The following is a 17,774-nucleotide window of genomic DNA, read 5'->3' on the forward strand; positions in this document are numbered from 1 at the left end:
TCCGAGGCGTGAGCGTCATCCCCGACGCAGTGGCATGATGCGCCGGACTTCGGTGTCGCGCAACCACAATCCACCCCACACCAGGATTCCGGTGTAGATCGGGAAGAGGGTGGTGCTCACGATCGGCTGCTCGGTGAGCAGATTCGTCGCGACGGCACCTCCGAGATAACCGGTGAGCAGTACGGCACCGAGGATCGCGGTGGGCGGCAGGACGTAGGCGATCAGGCACACGAGCAGGACGATGCCGAAGACCCGGTTGAGACTCGGATCGAATCCGAGCTCGGCCATGGCTTCCTGCACCTGCGTGACATTCGCGATGTGGATGACGGAGTCCCAGAGCAGGAACAGCACGACGAGACCGCTGACGATCGCTCCGGCGATCCGTGCCGGGCGCGAGGGTGCACCGGTCTCGCGATGAGATGCGCTGCGCAGGGTGGAGTGGGTCGAGGTCATGACGTTCTCCGATGGTCGTGGTGGGTGACACACATATCGACCGGGAACGCCGGGAAAAGTCATCGCGCGGGTAGCCGGGAGGCGAGAAGTTCTGCCAGATGGGTGCCGCGGCGGGTGGTGAGGTCGGCGAGTTGTGTACGGCACGAATACCCGTCGGCGAGGATCACCGTGTCGTCGGAGGCGGCCTCGACGGCGGGCAGCAGCTGCGTGCGCGCGACAGCCACCGACACCTCGTAGTGCCCGCGTTCGACACCGAAATTCCCGGCCAGTCCGCAACATCCGCCGAGTCGCTGCACCTCGGCTCCCGCCCGGTGCAACAGGGCGGCGTCGGGACCCCATCCCATCACCGCATGGTGGTGACAGTGGGGCTGTGCCACGACCCGGGTCCCCTCGAGGGACGGCAGCTCCCGTTCGCCGAGCAACTCAGCGAGCGTGCGGGTGCTCTCGGCGACGACGCGAGCCGGTTCGGACCCGAGGAGTTCGAGCGCATCCGAGCGGAGGACCGCGGTGCACGACGGCTCGAGTCCCACGATCGGCATGCCGCTGCGGAAGAGCTGCGCGACGGTGCGGCCGAGTATCCGCCGGGCGTCGTCGAGCTGGCCGGTGGTGATCCAGGTGAGACCGCAGCATCGGGGTTCACCGGTGACGTGCACGCGGTGCCCGGCGGCCTCGAGCACACGCACGGCGGCGATGCCCACCTCCGGGGTGAAGTACTCGGTGAAGGTATCGACGAACAACAACACCGGTTCGCCCGTGCGAACCCGGTCCGGGAGGGTGTCGGCGAACCATCCGCGGAAGGTGCGCGGCGCGAACTCCGGAACACGGCGGCGACGATCGAGCCCGGCGAGGGTCAGTCCGAGCGGGGCGACACCCGGAAGCCGGGTCAGAGCGTTGACCGCGGCCGGTGCGCGCGACGCGATCGCGGCCCAGCGTGGCAGCCGGCCGAGCCCGTAATGGCTCGCCGGGCGCCGCCGTCCCCGATAGGTCTGGTACAGCACTTCCGATTTGAACGTCGCCATGTCCACGCCGGTCGGGCAGTCGGACAGACATCCCTTGCACGACAGGCACAGATCGAGGGTTTCGTGCAGCTCCGGCGACCGCCACGATTCGTCGACGAAGGTGCCGTTGAGCATCTCCTGCAGCGCGCGGGCACGTCCGCGGGTCGAGTTCTTCTCCTCGCGGGTCGCGAGATAGGACGGGCACATCACACCGCCGATGCCGGTGTTGTCGGCGCGGCACTTGCCGACCCCGGTGCACCGATGCACGGCCTGCGTGAAGTCGCCGTCGTCGTCGAGATAGCGGAAGGCCAAGCCGTCCCGCACCTTCCGCGCGGCGGGCACGCGCAGATCGACGTCGACGGGGCGCGGGTCGACGAGGACACCGGGGTTGAGGACGTCGTCGGGGTCGAAGACCGATTTGACGGCGGCGAACAGTGCGAGCGCGTCCGGGGAGTACATCAGGGGCAGCAGTTCGCTCCGGGCGCGTCCGTCGCCGTGCTCACCCGACATCGAACCGCCGTACTCGGCAACGAGTTTGCCTGCCTCGAAGAGGAATTCACGGAAAAGTCCCGGAACCTCGAGAGGGATGTCGAGCCGGATGTGGATGCAGCCGTCGGCGAAGTGCCCGTACGGATAGCCGGTGATGTCGTATCCGGCCAGAAGATCCTCGAAGTCGCGGAGGTAGTCGCCGACGCACTGCGGCGGCACTGCGGCGTCCTCCCAGCCCGCGTGCGCGGGCAGCCCCCGCGGACTGCGGGCAGACAGCCCCGCACCGTCCTCCCGGATCCGCCACAGGGCGGCAGCACGGGCCGGATCGTCGACGTGCAGCACGGCCGCCGTGTCGGCGGCCCGCGCGAGCGCGCCCGCCCGCTCGCGCAGCTCACCCGCATCGTCACCGACGAGCTCGACGAACAACCACGCCGCGCCCGCCGGAAGCGGCGGTACCGCAGCCGGTCCGCGCCGAGCCCGGACCACGTCGACGATCCGCGAATCGAGTCCCTCGCATGCGGTGGGCCGGAAGACCAGCAATCCGTGCGCCGCGTTTCCCGCGGCGACGATGTCGGGATATCCGAGCACGACCATCGTGCGGAATGGCGGATCGGCGACCAGCCGGACCGTTGCCTCGGTGGTGACCCCGAGTGTGCCCTCGCTACCGACGAACAGCTTGCGGACGTCGAAGCCGTTCTCCGGCAGCAGATGCTCGAGGGCGTAACCGGACACCTGCCGCCCGAACCGGCCGAACTCGGTACGGATGGCCGCGAGATCGCGCGCGACGAGTTCCCGCAGAGGTTCGAGCATCGGATCGGCACCGGGCAGCGACAGGGGGTGCCCGGTGCCGGTGAGCACCTCGAGAGCGACGACGTTGTCGGACGTGCGCCCGTAGCCCAGTGCGCGGGCGCCGCACGCGTTGTTGCCGATCATCCCGCCGATCGTGCACCGGTTGTGGGTGGACGGGTCGGGCCCGAACCGCAGTCCGTGTGGGGCCGCGGCCCGCTGGAGATCGGCCGGCACCACGCCCGGTTGCACCCGCGCCGTGCACGCCTCCGGATCGATCGACAGCACCCGGTTCAGATGCCGCGAGAAGTCGAGCACGACACCGGGGCCGACGGCGTTCCCCGCGAGCGAGGTGCCGGTGCCGCGGGAGGTGAGCGGAACACCTTCGCGGCGGCACACGTCCAGAGCCGCGGCGACGTCGTCGACCGCGCGGACCCGGACCACCGCTTGCGGCAGGACCCGGTAGAGCGACGCGTCGGACGAGTACAGCGCACGGGTGGTGGAGTCGTCGCAGACCTCCCCGATGCCCGCCCTGCGGAGAGCGTGCCCGATCGGGGTCGAGGTCTTCATAGACAGCGATGCTAGTGGCGCCGGCGCGGCTCCGGACGGGGTCGGACAGAACGGTGGCGGCGCCCGGTGGCCTGCTCGAAGAGTGACACGAACCCGCCTCCGGAAGCGACTCGCCTAGCATCGGGGCTTGTGCCAGTCGATACCGCTTCGCCCGGGAAAACCGATTCGTCCGATCCGAGCTCGCGCGTGCGCACCGCACGGATCGTCGCGATCGTGTCGGGTCTGCTCGGGTTCGTCCTGGCGCTGAGCCTGCCTTTCCTGCCGGTCCGCCAGGAGACCAGCGAGCTCCAGTGGCCGCAGAACGGCACGGTCGAGAGCATCGAGGCGCCGCTCGTCTCCTACGCCCCGCTCACACTGCGGGTGAGTGTGCCGTGTGCGGCGGCCGCCCAGCTCGGTCCCGACGGGGGCACCCTCGTCTCGACCGTGCCGCCCGGCTCCCCGGACGCCACCGCCGAAGGTCTCGTGATCCGCGCGGTGCCCGGGGAAGACGGCGCCCCCGGCTCGATCGAGGCGGTCCTGCGCAACTCGGTGCTCGTCTCCGCACCCCTCGACGCGCCGTGCACCGCGGTGACCGTCGCGTCCAACTCCGAACGCACCGCGGCCCAGGTGGTGGGCGCGGATCCGCCTGCCGGGCTCGAGATCCAGGGCGACGAACGACCGCAGATGGTGGGAGTCTTCACCGACCTCAGCGGCTCGGCGGGTGATGTCGAGTCGAGCGGCGAGACCACCGAACGGCTGTCGGTACGCGCCGAACTCGACTCGCGCTTCACCTCGACCCCCACCCCGGTCAAGCTCCTCGCGATGATCGTGTGCGCACTGGCCACGCTGATCTCCCTCCTCGCCCTGCACCGTCTCGACGGGGTCGACGGCCGGCGCGCGCGGCGTTTCCTGCCCGCCCGGTGGTGGCGGTTCACGGCGGTGGACGGCGTGGTCGTGGGCATCCTGCTGCTCTGGCACATCGTCGGGGCGAACACCTCGGACGACGGTTACATCCTCAACATGGCCCGGGTGTCCGGCGACGCCGGGTACATGGCGAACTACTTCCGCTGGTTCGGGGTCCCCGAGGCGCCCTTCGGCTGGTTCTACGACGTGCTCGTCCTGTTCGCACAGATGTCGACGTCGAGTGTGTGGATGCGTCTGCCCACGCTCGTCGCGGCGATCCTGTGCTGGATGGTCATCAGCCGCGAGGTCATCCCCCGCCTGGGCGTCGCGGTCCGGCACAGTCGCGTGTCGCTGTGGACGGCCGGACTGGTCTTCCTCGCCTTCTGGCTGCCCTACAACAACGGTCTGCGGCCCGAGCCGATCATCGCGGTGGGCGCGCTGCTGACCTGGTGTTCGATCGAGCGCGCCGTCGCGACCGGGCGCATGCTACCCGCTGCGATCGCGGTGCTTCTCGCAGCCTTCTCGCTCGCCGCCGGCCCGACCGGCCTGATCGCCGTCGCCGCGCTCCTCGCAGGCGCCCGTTCGCTCGTGAAGGTGCTCGTCGCACGACGGAATCTCGTGGGCATCGTCGCCCCGCTCGCCCCGATCCTCGCGTCCGGCACGGTGGTGCTCATCGCGGTGTTCGCCGATCAGACACTCGCATCGGTCCTCGAAGCGACCCGGGTGCGATCGGCCGTCGGGCCGAACGTGCCGTGGTTCGACGAGAGGCTGCGCTGGGACGCGCTGCTCACCGTCTCCCCCGACGGCTCGCTGGCCCGCCGGTTCGGCGTCTTCGTGATGTTGTTGTGCCTGGTCGTGTGCGTGATGCTGATCCTGCGCAAGGGTCGCATCCCGGGCACCGCGATCGGGCCGTCGCGCCGCATCCTCGGCATCGTCTTCGCATCTCTGCTGCTCATGATGCTCACGCCCACCAAGTGGACCCACCACTTCGGGGTGTACGCGGGCCTCGCCGCCTCGGTGGCCGCGCTCGCCGCGATCGGGGTGGGCTCGGTCGGCATCCGGTCGGCCCGCAACCGTGCCCTGTTCACCGCCGGTGTGCTGTTCGTCCTGGCCATGTCGTTCACCGGTTCGAACGGCTGGTGGTACGTGTCGAGCTACGGCATCCCGTGGTGGGACAAGCCACCGTCGATCTCCGGTTATGCCTTCTCCACCGCGCTGCTGGGCCTGGCCGTCCTCGCGTTGCTCGCCGCAGCGTGGTTCCACCTGCGTGAACCGTTCACCGCCGCGCGTCCCGACCGGGGCGGACCGGTGCGGGCACTGGCGTCGGCGCCGCTGACGCTGATCGCCGCAGCGGTGGTGCTGTTCGAGGTGCTGTCCCTGCTCAAGGGCGCGGTCTCGCAGTACCCGGCCTACTCGATCGCCCGGTCGAACGCCGCGGCTCTCACGGGTGACCACTGCGCTCTCGCCAACGACGTGCTCGTCGAGACGGACCCGAACTCGACGATGCTGCAACCCCTCGACGGTGCGCCGGGGGAAGCGCTGGGGGCCGGGACCGCGGTCGGGTTCACCCCGAACGGGGTCGCTCTCGACCTGACCGCCGACGCGGAAACCACCACGTCCGGTGGTGCGAACAGCCTCGACAGCGAGGAGGGCGGCACCACGACCTCGACGAGTGCCGGGACCGGTGGTGGGCGCACCAGCGATCAGGGCGTCAACGGCAGCACGGTGAGGTTGCCGTTCGGCCTCGACCCGCAGACCACGCCCGTGCTCGGCAGCCACCGCAACGGCGTGCAGCAGGCCGCGGAACTCGAGTCCGGCTGGTACGCCCTGCCCGAGCGCACCGAGGAGACACCCCTGCTCGTCGTGACGGCCGCCGGTCGCGTGCGCTACGTCGACCCCGACGGGGTCATCACTCCCGGCCAGGACGTCCGACTCGAGTTCGGCACGACATCCGGCGAGGACGTGACACCGCTCGCTTCCGTCGCCCCGATCGATATCGGGCCGTCGCCCTCGTGGCGCAACCTGCGCGTTCCGAGCGACGCCATTCCCGCCGAGGCCGACGCGGTCCGGCTGGTGGTGACGGACGGCGACCTCTCGCCCGACCAGTGGGTGGCGGTCACCCCGCCGCGGATGCCGCGGATGGAGACCCTCCAGGAGGTCGTGGGCTCCGACGCTCCGGTGCTGATCGACTGGTCGGTGGGTCTCGCCTTCCCGTGCCAGCGGCCGTTCGCTCACCGCAACGGCGTGGCGGAGGTCCCGGAGTACCGGATCCTCCCGGACCGGGTCGGGGCGGACGCGACGAACGGCTGGCAGGACGACATCGGTGGCGGCCCGCTCGGCTGGATCCCGCTGCTGCTCGATGCCGACACCGTGCCGACCTATCTGAACCACGACTGGGACCGCGACTGGGGATCGCTCGAGCGGTACCGGCCGATCGACTCCGAGGCCTCGCCGGCGGAGATCACCACCGGCGTGGTGACCCGCTCCGGCCTGTGGTCGCCGGGACGCATCCGTGACGGGGTTCCGGTCCTCCTGGAATAAGGGCGAGTGCCGTCACACCACGTCGCCGGATAGCATCGACTCCCGTGCCCGACGACGTGACGACCTCACCCGCGCCCACCGTGACCGCCACCCGGTCCGTCGGCGAGGACCTTCGCACCCGGTACCGGACGGCGCGACTCGTCGCGATCGTCGCCGGGTTGCTGGGGATGATCTTGGCGCTGGCCACACCGTTCCTCCCGGTGCGGGTGACGGAGACGACGATGACCTGGCCGCAGGACACGGCGGCGACCGACGTCGAGCTTCCTCTCATGTCGCAGGTACCCCTGCAATTCCGGGCGACCGTGCCGTGTGCCGCGATCGCGGACATGCCCGACGAGGGCGGCATGCTGCTCGCCACCGCACCCACCAACGGGCAGGACGCCGCGCTCAACGCGATGTTCGTGCGCGTGGGTGCCGAGAACGTCGACGTGCTCGATCGCAACGTGGTGGTCGCGACCGCGCCCCGCGCCGATGTCGAGTCGGCCGCCTGCAGCGAACTGCGGATCGTCTCCGATTCCGAACGCACCTCCGCCGAGTTCGTCGGTCTCTTCGACGAGAACGGCAACCCGCGCGCCGGTGAGCTCACCGGCGACCTGCGACCGCTCGTGGTGGGTGTGTTCAGCGACCTGCCGACCGCTGTGCCCGGCCTCGAGGTCGTCGTCGACGTCGACTCGCGTTTCACCTCGTCGCCCACGCTCGTCAAGTCGCTCGCGATGATCCTCGCGGTGCTGTCGACCGCCCTCGCCCTCGGCGCCCTGGCCAAGCTCGACGGCACCGACGGTCGCGGCCACCGGCGTTTCCTGCCGGCACGCTGGTGGAAGTTCACCGGCGTCGACGTCGTGGTGATCCTCACCCTCGTCGGCTGGCACTTCTTCGGGGCGAACACCTCGGACGACGGCTATCTGCTGACGATGGCGCGGGTGTCGGAGAACTCCGGCTACATGGCCAACTACTTCCGCTGGTTCGGTGTCCCCGAGGCACCCTTCGGCTGGTACTACGACGTACTCGCCGCGTTCGCGAAGATCTCCACCGCGAGCCCGTGGATGCGGATCCCCGCGCTGGTCGCCGCGATCCTCTGCTGGATGGTCATCAGCCGCGAGGTGATACCGCGCCTCGGACGGGCCGTGCGGCACAACCGCATCGCATTGTGGACCGGCGGACTGGTCTTCCTCGCGTTCTGGCTGCCCTACAACAACGGCCTGCGGCCCGAGCCGATCGTCGCTCTCGGCGCGCTGCTCACCTGGTGCTCGATCGAACGCGCCATCGCGACCGGCCGGCTGCTGCCCGCTGCGACCGCAGTGATCATCGGTGCCTTCACACTCGCCGCGGCGCCGACGGGCCTGATGTGTGTGGCCGCCCTCATCGCCGGTATCCGTCCGATGACGCGGATCATCGTGCGCCGCCACCGCGAGGTGGGCACGCTGCCACTGCTCGCGCCGATCGGTGCGGCCGGACTGCTCGTGCTGGTCGTGGTGTTCTCCGACCAGACGCTCGCCGCCGTCCTCGAGGCCACGCGCGTGCGCACGATCATCGGTCCCAACGAGGAGTGGTGGAACGACTTCCTCCGCTACTACTACCTGATGGTGCAGACGGTCGACGGTTCGCTGCCGCGCCGATTCGCCTTCCTCGTGATGCTGCTGTGCCTGTTCACGACGCTGTTCGTGCTGCTGCGCCGCCGCCGGATCCCCGGTGTGGCGGTGAGCCCGACCTGGCGTCTGCTCGGCATCGTCTTCGGCACGATCTTCTTCATGATGTTCAACCCCACGAAGTGGACCCACCACTTCGGGGCGTACGCCGGCATCGCCGGATCGCTGGCCGCGGTCACGGCCGTCGTGGTGTCCGCGAGTGCGTTGCGTTCGCGACGCAACCGCACGATCTTCCTCGCCGGCTTGCTGTTCGTCCTGGCGGTGTCGTTCGCGGGCATCAACGGCTGGTGGTACGTCTCGAGCTACGGCGTGCCGTGGTTCGACAAGACGGTCTCGCTCAACGGCTACCAGTCCAGTTCGCTGTTCCTCGTCCTGTTCGCTCTCGCCCTCGTGCTCGTCGCGTGGCAGTACCTGCGTGAGGGATACGCGCCTCCGCCGGAGTCGCCGGAGACGAAGAAGGGCCGGCGTATCCGCGCCCTCGCAGCCGCCCCGCTCACGGTCGTCGCCGCGGTGATGGTGCTGTTCGAAGTGCTGTCACTGCTCAAGGGCGCGGTGTCCCAGTACCCGGCGTACTCGCTGGCCCGTTCCAACATCGGGGCGGTCGCCGGACAGACCTGCGGCCTGGCGAACGACGTGCTCGTCGAGGAGGACCCCAACAGTGGGCGCATCGAACCGATCGTCGATCCGGAGAATCCCCCGGCGAACGGCGACCCGCTCGCCGGCGCCGAACCGCGGGGCTTCACACCCGACGGGGTGCCCTCCGATCTGACCGCCGACTACGTCGAGGTCAAGCCCGGCCAGGGCAACACCGACAATCAGAGCGTCGGCCCCACCTTCGAGACCGGTTCCGGTGGCGGCACCACGGGTGGCTCGGGTGCGCAGACCGTCAACGGCAGCACCGTGCGACTGCCCTTCGGACTCGACCCGTCGGTCACACCGGTGCTCGGCAGCTACCAGGAAGGTGTGCAGGAACCCGCCTCCCTCACCTCGAGCTGGTACGCCCTGCCCGAGATCACCGACGAGACCCCGCTGATCGTCATCTCCGCGGCCGGCCGCATCTGGTCGTACGACGACACCGGTGCGCTCACCTACGGACAGTCACTGCTCGTCGAGTACGGCACCCGCCTGCCCGACGGAGGTGTCGAGGCGAAGGGCACCTATCTGCCGCGTGACATCGGCCCCGCGCCGTCCTGGCGCAACCTGCGGGTGCCGCTGGCGGATCTGCCCGGCGACGTCGATGCCGTCCGCATCGTCGCCAACGACCCCAACCTCACCGGCGACCAGTGGCTGGCGTTCACCCCGCCGCGCGTTCCCACCCTCGAGCGACTCGACGCTCAACTCGGTTCCGAGCAACCGCTCCTGCTCGACTGGGCCGTGGGCCTGCAGTTCCCCTGCCAGCGGCCGTTCGACCACTGGGCCGGTGTCGCCGAGATGCCGAACTACCGCATCCTGCCCGACCGTCCGCTCGCGGTGTCGTCCACGGACACCTGGCAGTCCGCCGACAACGGTGGCCCGCTCGGCTTCGCGGAGGTCCTGGCGCGGCCCGAACAGGTCCCGACCTATCTGGAGAACGATTGGGCCCGCGACTGGGGATCGCTGGAACGCTACGTGCGGTACTACCCCAATGCGGAGCCGGCCGAACTGACCACCACCGAGGTGACGCGGTCCGGGCTGTGGGAACCCGCTCCCATGCGCGTGTACGAGTGACGAATGAGATACAGGTAACAGGAGTGGCCTGCGAGACGACATGCACTGCATGACGACCTCGCGAAAGTTGGGATTCACACTTGTTCTCGGTGTCGCTCTTGCGCTCGGCACGGCCGCGGCGCCGGCGGCCTCCGCAGAGCCGGTGAAAGCTACGACACTCACGACGGTGTTCGGATCGGGTGGTGGCGCCACCGGGTCGGCGGGTTACGGCGGGGCACTCGTCAACGAGGCCGTCAGCGTGTCCGTCGACGCCGAACGGCCCGGCTTCTCCGCCTTCCACAGCAGTCTCTGGTGCGGCTGCGTCGTGAACTGGACGAACCTTTCCACCGGCGCCAGTGGCAGCGTCACCCTCCCGATCTACCCCGAGTTGGGGAATCCGGACTGGGTGTTTCCGTGGACGGAGACCGGGTCGGGCCGCATCGTGGCCGTCGTCACCGCCTCGGAGTTCACCTACCTCCCCGGTGTGGGGACGTGGACCGTCCCCTGAGCAGGTGCCCCGGGGGATGGCGTGGCGCAGAATCTCGTTTCTGTTATCTAGAATGAGCAAGTGACCAACGAGAATCCAGCTGGGTCGAACCTGTCGCCGCGCGCATCCCAGGCCGTGCATCGCAGCCTGTCGCCCCGGCAGGAGGCCGCGAGCCGCGACGTCGACACCCTGATCCGATGCGGGCGCGAACTGCTCGTCCGAGGGGCGCCCGCTCGCGTGGCGGACATCGTCGCCGCCGCCGGACTCTCCAACGACGCCTTCTACCGCTATTTCAAGAGCAAGGGCGATTTCGTCGACGCCGTCGTCGAGGAGGGTGGGCACCGGCTCGTCCGATATCTGCGCCGGAAGATCGAGGCGGCCGCCACGCCGGAGGACGCCCTGCGCGCCGGGATCGCTGCCATTCTCTCCCAGGCAGTGGATCCCGAGATCGCCGCCGCCACACGCAATGTCGTGTCGTCGGCCGGCGGAAGGTCGCATGCACCGAAGGTTCGGGAGGATCTCGAGACGACCCTCGCCGGCGTCCTCGCCGGACCTATCGCCGCGTTGGGATCGACCGATCCGGAACGTGATTCGCTGACGACGTCGATTCTGCTGCTCGCTTCGATGGAGCATCTGCTGTGGAAGGACGCCTCGGAATTCGACGCCGAGGCCGAGGTCGACCACATCGTGGGTTACGTCCGCAGAGGTCTGCGGACGTAACCCACGACGCGCTCAGAGCGGCAGCAGGTGGTGCTTGCGCGGGTTCTTGAACACTTCCTTGTCGCGGAGAAGCGTGAGCGCCTTACGGATTTCGAGACGCGTCGTCGACGGCTCGATCACGGCGTCCACGTAGCCGCGCTCGGCTGCGATGTACGGCGTGGCGACGTGCTCGTTGTAGAAGTTGATGAGCTGCTGGCGCACCGCGGGAGCGTCCTCACCGGCGGCCTCGATCTGCCGGCGGCCGATCACCGCGACAGCCGATTCGGCGCCCATCACGGCGATACGCGCGGTGGGCCACGCGAAGTTGATGTCGGCGCCGAGCTGCTTCGACCCCATCACGGCGTAACCGCCGCCGTAGGCCTTGCGGACCACGACCGTCACCTTCGGGACCGATGCCTCGACGTACGAGAACAGGAACCGGCCGCCACGCTTGATGACGCCGATCTTCTCCTGCTCGACACCGGGCAGGAAGCCCGGGGTGTCGACGACGAACACGAGCGGGATGTCGTAGGCATCGCACACGCGCACGAAGTGTGCCGCCTTGTCGGCGGCCGCCGCGTCGAGCGCGCCCGACAGGTACAGCGGCTGGTTCGCCACGACACCCACCGCCCGGCCGTCGACGCGCGCGTACCCGGTGATGATGTTCGGCGCGGTCTGCGCGCGGACTTCCAGGAAGTCGCCGTCGTCGAAGATCCTGAGCAGGATGTCGTGCATGTCGTAGCCGGAGTTGTCGGCGTCGGGCATGAAGGTGTCGAGTGCGAGGTCGTCGGGGGTGATCTCCGGTTCGAGACCGGGATTGACGACCGGCGGCTTCTCCTGCGCGTTGGACGGCATGTAGCTCAGGTACTGCCGTACCCACTCGAAGGCGGCCTTCTCGTCGGGCGCGACGTGATGGACGTTGCCGTACTCGGCCTGCTGGCGGGCGCCGCCGAGTTCCTCGAGGCTCACGCTCTCGCCGGTGACCGCCTTGATGACGTCGGGCCCGGTGACGAACATGTGGGAGCCTTCGGTGGCGACGACCACGTCGGTGTTGATCGGTGCGTAGACCGCGCCGCCGGCGCAGTTGCCGACGATCACGGAGATCTGCGGGCACAGACCGGACAGCGGCTCGTGCCGCTTGCCGATCTCGCCGTACCAGGCCAGCGAAGTGACGGCGTCCTGCACGCGGGCACCACCGGAGTCGTTGATACCGACCACCGGGCAGCCGACCTTGAGGGCGAAGTCGAGGACCGCGGCGACCTTGCGGCCGAACATCTCACCGACACTGCCGCCGAAGACGGTCTGGTCGTGGGAGAACACCGCGACGGGACGGCCGTCGACCGTGCCGTGGCCGACGACGACGGCGTCACCGTACATGGCATCGTCACGACCGGGCGTCTTCATCAGGGCCCCGATCTCGACGAAACTGCCCTTGTCGAGCAGCATGTCGATGCGCTCGCGAGCGCTCGGGATCCCCTTCTTCGCGCGCTTGGCGACGGCGAGTTCGCCCGCAGGCTCCTTCGCCACCTCCAGCTTCTCGCGCAGCTCGGCCAGCTTCTGTGCCGTGGTGCTCACTTGTTCGCTCAGCTCCTCGAGGCCTCGATATCGGCCAGCTTGCGGGTCAGGTCTTCCCCCACCTTCGAGATGTACGGTTCGTCGACGATCTGCAGGTGATCACCGCCGACGTGCACGACCTCGAGATGCGCGACGACCTCTCCCCAACCACCATCGGGTTGCCGGGTCCCGAAGGCCGGCTCGAGATCGATCGCGTCGTCGTGGTACTTGTCGGCCATGTACAGCACGACCTCGCCGCCGTAAGGCGCGAGCTCGGCCGTCTGGATGGCACGGTTGTCGAGCCACGACGTCCGCTGGTGCTCGATGATGCCGCCGGGGATCTGCGCCCCGCTCATCTCGAGCAGACCCATCAGGATGCCGATCTGCTCCTCGTCGCTGCCGGCCTCGGCCAGCAGGTCGTACGGAAGCGGAGCTTCGATCCCGTAGGTCTTCTTCGCGAAGGCCGAGTAGCGCTGCCACCGCTTGCGGATCTCGTCGGGCGTGTCCTCGACCTTCTCACCGGCCATGACCGTGTCGATCAGGCCGACGAGCCGCACGTCCTTGCCTTCCTCGCGCAGCAACCGGGCCACGGCATAGGCGAGGACACCTCCGAGCGACCAGCCGCACAGCACGTACGGACCGTCGCCCTGGATCTCCTTGATGAGCGGCAGGTACACCTGGGCGCGGGTGTCGATCGGGCCCTCGGTGCGCTCGAAACCGAACATCGGGGTGTGGGCAGGCAGACGGCGCAGCAGCGGCTCGTACGCGACGGTCGATCCACCCGCGGGGTGGAAGACGAAGACCGGCACGGCATCCGAGCCCTCGCGTCGCGGACGCAGGGTGCGTACGAGACCGTCGATGCGGTCGGCGGATTCGAGATGCCGGCGCACGGTGTCGGCGAGTTGCTCGATGGTGGTCGCCGCGAGCACGTCGTCGACGGTGATCTCACCCTCGGTCCGCTCGGTCAGCCGCGCGGCGAGCCGTTCGGCAGCGGCCTCGTCGAGCTTCGGCAGCGGGTTGAAGATGCCCTTGGCGGATCTGCCGGTGATCACGGCCCAGGACGCGAAGGTCAGACGCTCGGCCGCATCGCGCGGCGGCACGTCCACTCCACTCGACTCCTGCACGGTCGCGGACTCGGCCGGTGCTTCCTCGTCGAGGATGTGCTCGGCCTCGGCGACCACCGAGGTGTCCTCCACCGGAGGAAGGACGGTCTCCTCGGTCGTCGCGGCGGATTCGGGTTCCTCCGCGTCCGCGGCCCGCTCGGCGGCCTTCTCGGCGGCCTGCTGCTCGGCGATCTTCGCGACCTCTTCGCGGTTCTCGACGGCGTACCGCAGGTACTTCGCGACGTCGCGCAAGCTGGCGTCCTTGACAGCCGAGAGCTGCAGCTGCGGGATGTCGAATTCGTACTCGACCCGGTTCTTGATGCGGACTGCCATCAGCGAGTCCAGACCCAGCTCGATCAGCGGGATCTCGGCCGGCAGGTCTTCCGGCGCGTATCCCATCGACTCCGCGACGATCAGCGTCAGACGGTCCTCGAGGGCCTGCGATCCGTTCGGATCCCACTTGTCACCGAACGATTCGACGACCTCCGGCTGCTCCTCGACCTGCGCGGCCGGCTTCGCGGCCGCCGTGGCGACGGGAGCGGGGAGCGGCTCCCCGGAGGTGACGACACCCTCGTGGACGAGCGTGAAACCGTCGCCGGTGTTCGCGTGCACCTGCAGCGACGCACCGCCGGGATGGCAGGTCAGCGTCGTGGTGAGCGTGCCGGTCGAGGGAACACCGGTGTGCGGGATGGACGCGGTGAGCGTGACATCGGAGAGCACCTGCGAGGCCGCCGCGACCACCAGTTCGGCCGCATCGGTGACGGCCGATGCCTGCACCTCCCACACGTAGCGGCCGTCGGGCAGGGCGACGCGGGAGCCCGGCATCCGGCCGTTTCCGGCCGTACCGATGCGAGCGTCGACCCAGTGCGGCTTCCGGAGGAAGGCGGTGCGCGGCAGGTCGGCGTACGCGCCTTCCGGCAGCAGGGTCTTCAGGTCGACCGACTGCCCGTGCACGTACAACTGTGCGAGGGCGGTGAGGACGCCGAGCGACTCGTCTTCCTTGCGCTTGAGCGTCTGGACGAACTGGCCGTCCTGCACTCCGGCGTCGAAGGCCGTCGCGGCGACCGACATGAGCGTCGCCGGGTTCGCGTTGAGCTCGACGAAGGTGGTGTGGCCGTCGGACAGGGCCTGCCGGATCGCCTGGGTGAAGTACACGCTGTGACGCATGCCCTTGGTCCAGTAGTCGACCCCGTGGATGCCGTCGTGACCCGCGCGGTAGAGCGTTTCCCGATCCACCGAGGAGTACAGGTCGACCTTCAGGCGGTGCGGCTCGATGCCGGCGAGCTCGGCGGCGAGCTCACCGAGGATCGGATCGACCTGCGAGGTGTGGCTCGCGCCCTTGGTCTGCAGGACCCGGGCGAACTTCTCCTCCGCCTCGGCGCGCGCGACGATCGCCTCGACCTGTTCCTGCGGTCCGCCGATGACGGTGTGGGTGGGCGCGGCGTACACGCACACCTCGAGCTGCGGGAAGTCGGGCAGCACATCGGTGATCTCCGCCGCGCTGTACTCGACGAGCGCCATGAGCCGGATGTCGTCGCCCTCGAGCCCGGCTTCGGCCTCGCCCATCAGACGCGAGCGGGCGCAGATCACACGCACGGCGTCTTCGAGCGACAACCCGCCCGAGAGATAGGCACCGGCGGCCTCGCCCATCGAGTGGCCGACGATCGCGGAAGGCTCGGCGCCGTGGTGACGCAGCACCGCCGCCAGGCCGATCTGGATGGTGAAGATACCGACCTGGGCGGTCTCGACGTCGTAGTCCTGACCGTCGTCGAGGAACTTCTCCTTCATGGAGTAGCCCGACTCGTCGTAGATCAGCTCGTCGACCTCGTCCACCGCGGCCGCGAAGACCGGATTCTCCAGGTACAGCTGCTTGGCCATCTTGCGGTGCTGGGCGCCGAAACCCGACAGCACCCACACCGCGCCCTTGGAGGCGGGAGCGTCGGCGGTGAACACGCCCTGGGCGGGCTTGCCGGCGGCGACGGCCCGCAGGCCGGCGATGGCCTCGCCGTGGTTGCTCGCCAGCACGATCGCCCGGGAGCGGCCGTGATTGCGGCGGGCGAGGGTGCGTGCGACGTCGGTGAGCGGCGTCGTGCTGCCCTTCTCGGTCTCGAGCCAGTCGGCGAGATCGGCGGCGGCACGGCGACGGCGGGACGGCATCGCGGCAGAGACGGCGAGCAGGACGGGCAGCTCGCGCGCCTGCTCGGTGGTCTCCGCAGCGGCGGGGATCTCCTCCGGTAGGACCTCGACCTCGGCCTCGGAGGCTTCGAGATCGGCGGGACCGGTGTACTCGCGCACCACGACGTGGGCGTTGGTGCCACCGAAACCGAATCCGGACACACCCGCGACGGCCCGGCCGGTGTAGCGCGGCCACTTCGCACCCTCGGGGATGACCTTCAGGTGGGCGGTGTCGAACGGGATGTACGGGTTGGGCGCGGTGTAGTTCAGCGTCGGGGGGAGCTGGTCGTGCTGCATCGAGAGGACGACCTTGATGAGTCCGGCCGCACCCGCAGCGGACTCGAGGTGACCGAAATTGGTCTTCGCGGAACCGAGCAGAACGGGCTTGTCGTCCTCGCGGCCGCGGCCCACGACTCGGCCCAGCGCGTCGGCTTCGATCGGATCGCCGAGCACCGTGCCGGTGCCGTGCGCCTCGATGTAGTCCACACCCGACGGCAGGATCTGCGCGTCGCGATATGCACGGCGCAGCACGTCCACCTGAGCCTCGGGATTGGGAGCGGCCAGACCGTTGGAACGGCCGTCCTGGTTCACGGCCGAACCGGCGATCACCGCGAGAATGTCGTCGCCGTCACGTTCGGCGTCCTCGAGTCGCTTGAGGACGAGGAGACCGCCGCCCTCCGCGCGGATCATGCCGTCGGCGTCGGCGGAGAACGCCTTGATGCGCCCGTCCGGGGCCATCACACCGAGTTCGTCGAAACCGAGGGTGCCCGCAGGAGCGAGCAGCATGTTGACACCGCCGGCGAGGGCGACATCGGCCTCACCGTCGCGCAGCGCCCGCACCGCCTGGTGCACGGCGACCAGCGACGACGAGCACGCCGTGTCGAGCGTGACCGACGGGCCGTGGAAGTCGTAGAAGTACGAGACGCGGTTGGCGATGACCGCGGTGGAGGTGCCCGTCAGCGCGTAGGGATGCGCGGCCGACGGATCGCCGACGGCGAGCAGCATGTAGTCGCTCGCGGAACTGCCGATGAAGACACCGACCGAACCACCCTTGAGGTCACTCGGCGGGATGTGAGCGTGCTCGAGGGCCTCCCAGGTCAGTTCGAGCGCGAGCCGCTGCTGCGGGTCGACCATCTCGACCTCGCGCGGAGACATCGCGAAGAACTCGGCGTCGAAGCCCTTGACGTCGTCGAGATAGCCGCCACGGGTGTTCGCCTTGCGGATCGACTCCCACACGGCCGGGTCGTTCTCGAATTCCGACCAGCGGCCCTCGGGCAGATCGCTGATGCCGTCGCGCCCGGAGGCGAGCAACTCCCACATCTGCTCGGGCGTGTCGACGTGCCCGGGCAGGCGCGTGGACAGACCGACGATCGCGATGTCCTTCGAGCCCGTCACGGCACCCAGGGTGTACAGCGCGGAGTCGTCCTCCGCCGGTGCCTCGGGTTCGCCCTCGATGATCCGGATCGCGAGCGAGGCGATGGTCGGATGCTGGTAGGCGATCGTCGCGTTGAGGGTGACGCCGAGGAGTTCCTCGATCTCACCCGCCATCGCGACCGCATCCCGGGAGGACAGGCCGAACTCCTCCATCGGACGGTCGTCCGCGATCTGGGAGACCGGCTGTCCGGTCGCGTCGGCGATCCAGTTCCGCAACCAATCGCGCAGCTGCGCAACGGTCATTTCAGTGTCAGACATCAACCCACCACGC

General features: G+C 69.2%; 8 protein-coding genes. 4 read left to right on the plus strand and 4 right to left on the minus strand.

Annotated elements, in window-relative coordinates; all coding sequences use genetic code 11:
• Window positions 1-15: 15 nt before the first annotated feature.
• Together MOM01_RS00185 and MOM01_RS00190 are read right to left on the minus strand one after the other, a co-directional pair.
• Window positions 16-453, minus strand: a complete 438-nt coding sequence (locus tag MOM01_RS00185) for a DoxX family protein (RefSeq protein ID WP_241383379.1) — start codon at window positions 451-453, stop codon at window positions 16-18.
• Between the two features lie 59 nt (window positions 454-512).
• A complete protein-coding gene (locus tag MOM01_RS00190; RefSeq protein WP_241383380.1) occupies window positions 513-3,296 on the minus strand; it encodes an FAD-binding and (Fe-S)-binding domain-containing protein in 2,784 nt (927 codons plus the stop codon).
• A gap of 129 nt (window positions 3,297-3,425) precedes the next feature.
• On the opposite strand from MOM01_RS00190, the gene MOM01_RS00195 reads away from it, so the two are divergent.
• The 4 genes from MOM01_RS00195 to MOM01_RS00210 are packed head-to-tail and all read left to right on the plus strand — an operon-like array spanning window position 3,426 to window position 11,258.
• The gene (locus MOM01_RS00195; protein ID WP_241383381.1) at window positions 3,426-6,719 is read left to right on the plus strand and encodes an arabinosyltransferase domain-containing protein; all 3,294 of its coding nucleotides are present in this window, start codon (window positions 3,426-3,428) and stop codon (window positions 6,717-6,719) included.
• 44 nt (window positions 6,720-6,763) lie between these two features.
• Window positions 6,764-10,072 (plus strand): arabinosyltransferase domain-containing protein, encoded by a 3,309-nt coding sequence (locus MOM01_RS00200; protein WP_241383382.1) that lies wholly within the window; start codon window positions 6,764-6,766, stop codon window positions 10,070-10,072.
• Window positions 10,073-10,121: 49 nt separating this feature from the next.
• On the plus strand, window positions 10,122-10,559 hold the full coding sequence (locus MOM01_RS00205; RefSeq protein WP_241383383.1) for a hypothetical protein: 438 nt from the start codon (window positions 10,122-10,124) through the stop codon (window positions 10,557-10,559).
• Between the two features lie 60 nt (window positions 10,560-10,619).
• Complete coding sequence (locus tag MOM01_RS00210; protein WP_241383384.1) at window positions 10,620-11,258, plus strand: TetR/AcrR family transcriptional regulator; 639 nt, start codon at window positions 10,620-10,622, stop codon at window positions 11,256-11,258.
• Window positions 11,259-11,270: 12 nt separating this feature from the next.
• Here MOM01_RS00210 and MOM01_RS00215 read toward each other — a convergent pair whose 3' ends face one another.
• Together MOM01_RS00215 and pks13 are read right to left on the minus strand one after the other, a co-directional pair.
• Window positions 11,271-12,812 carry an acyl-CoA carboxylase subunit beta gene (locus MOM01_RS00215; RefSeq protein WP_241383385.1) on the minus strand — a complete coding sequence of 514 codons (1,542 nt, stop codon included), beginning with the start codon at window positions 12,810-12,812 and terminating at the stop codon, window positions 11,271-11,273.
• Window positions 12,813-12,820: 8 nt separating this feature from the next.
• Complete coding sequence (pks13, locus tag MOM01_RS00220) at window positions 12,821-17,746, minus strand: polyketide synthase Pks13 (RefSeq protein ID WP_241384010.1); 4,926 nt, start codon at window positions 17,744-17,746, stop codon at window positions 12,821-12,823.
• Between the last annotated feature and the right edge of the window lie 28 nt (window positions 17,747-17,774).

Origin of the sequence: Rhodococcus sp. CH91 (assembly GCF_022554085.1) — a bacterium.
GTDB lineage: Bacteria > Actinomycetota > Actinomycetes > Mycobacteriales > Mycobacteriaceae > Rhodococcus.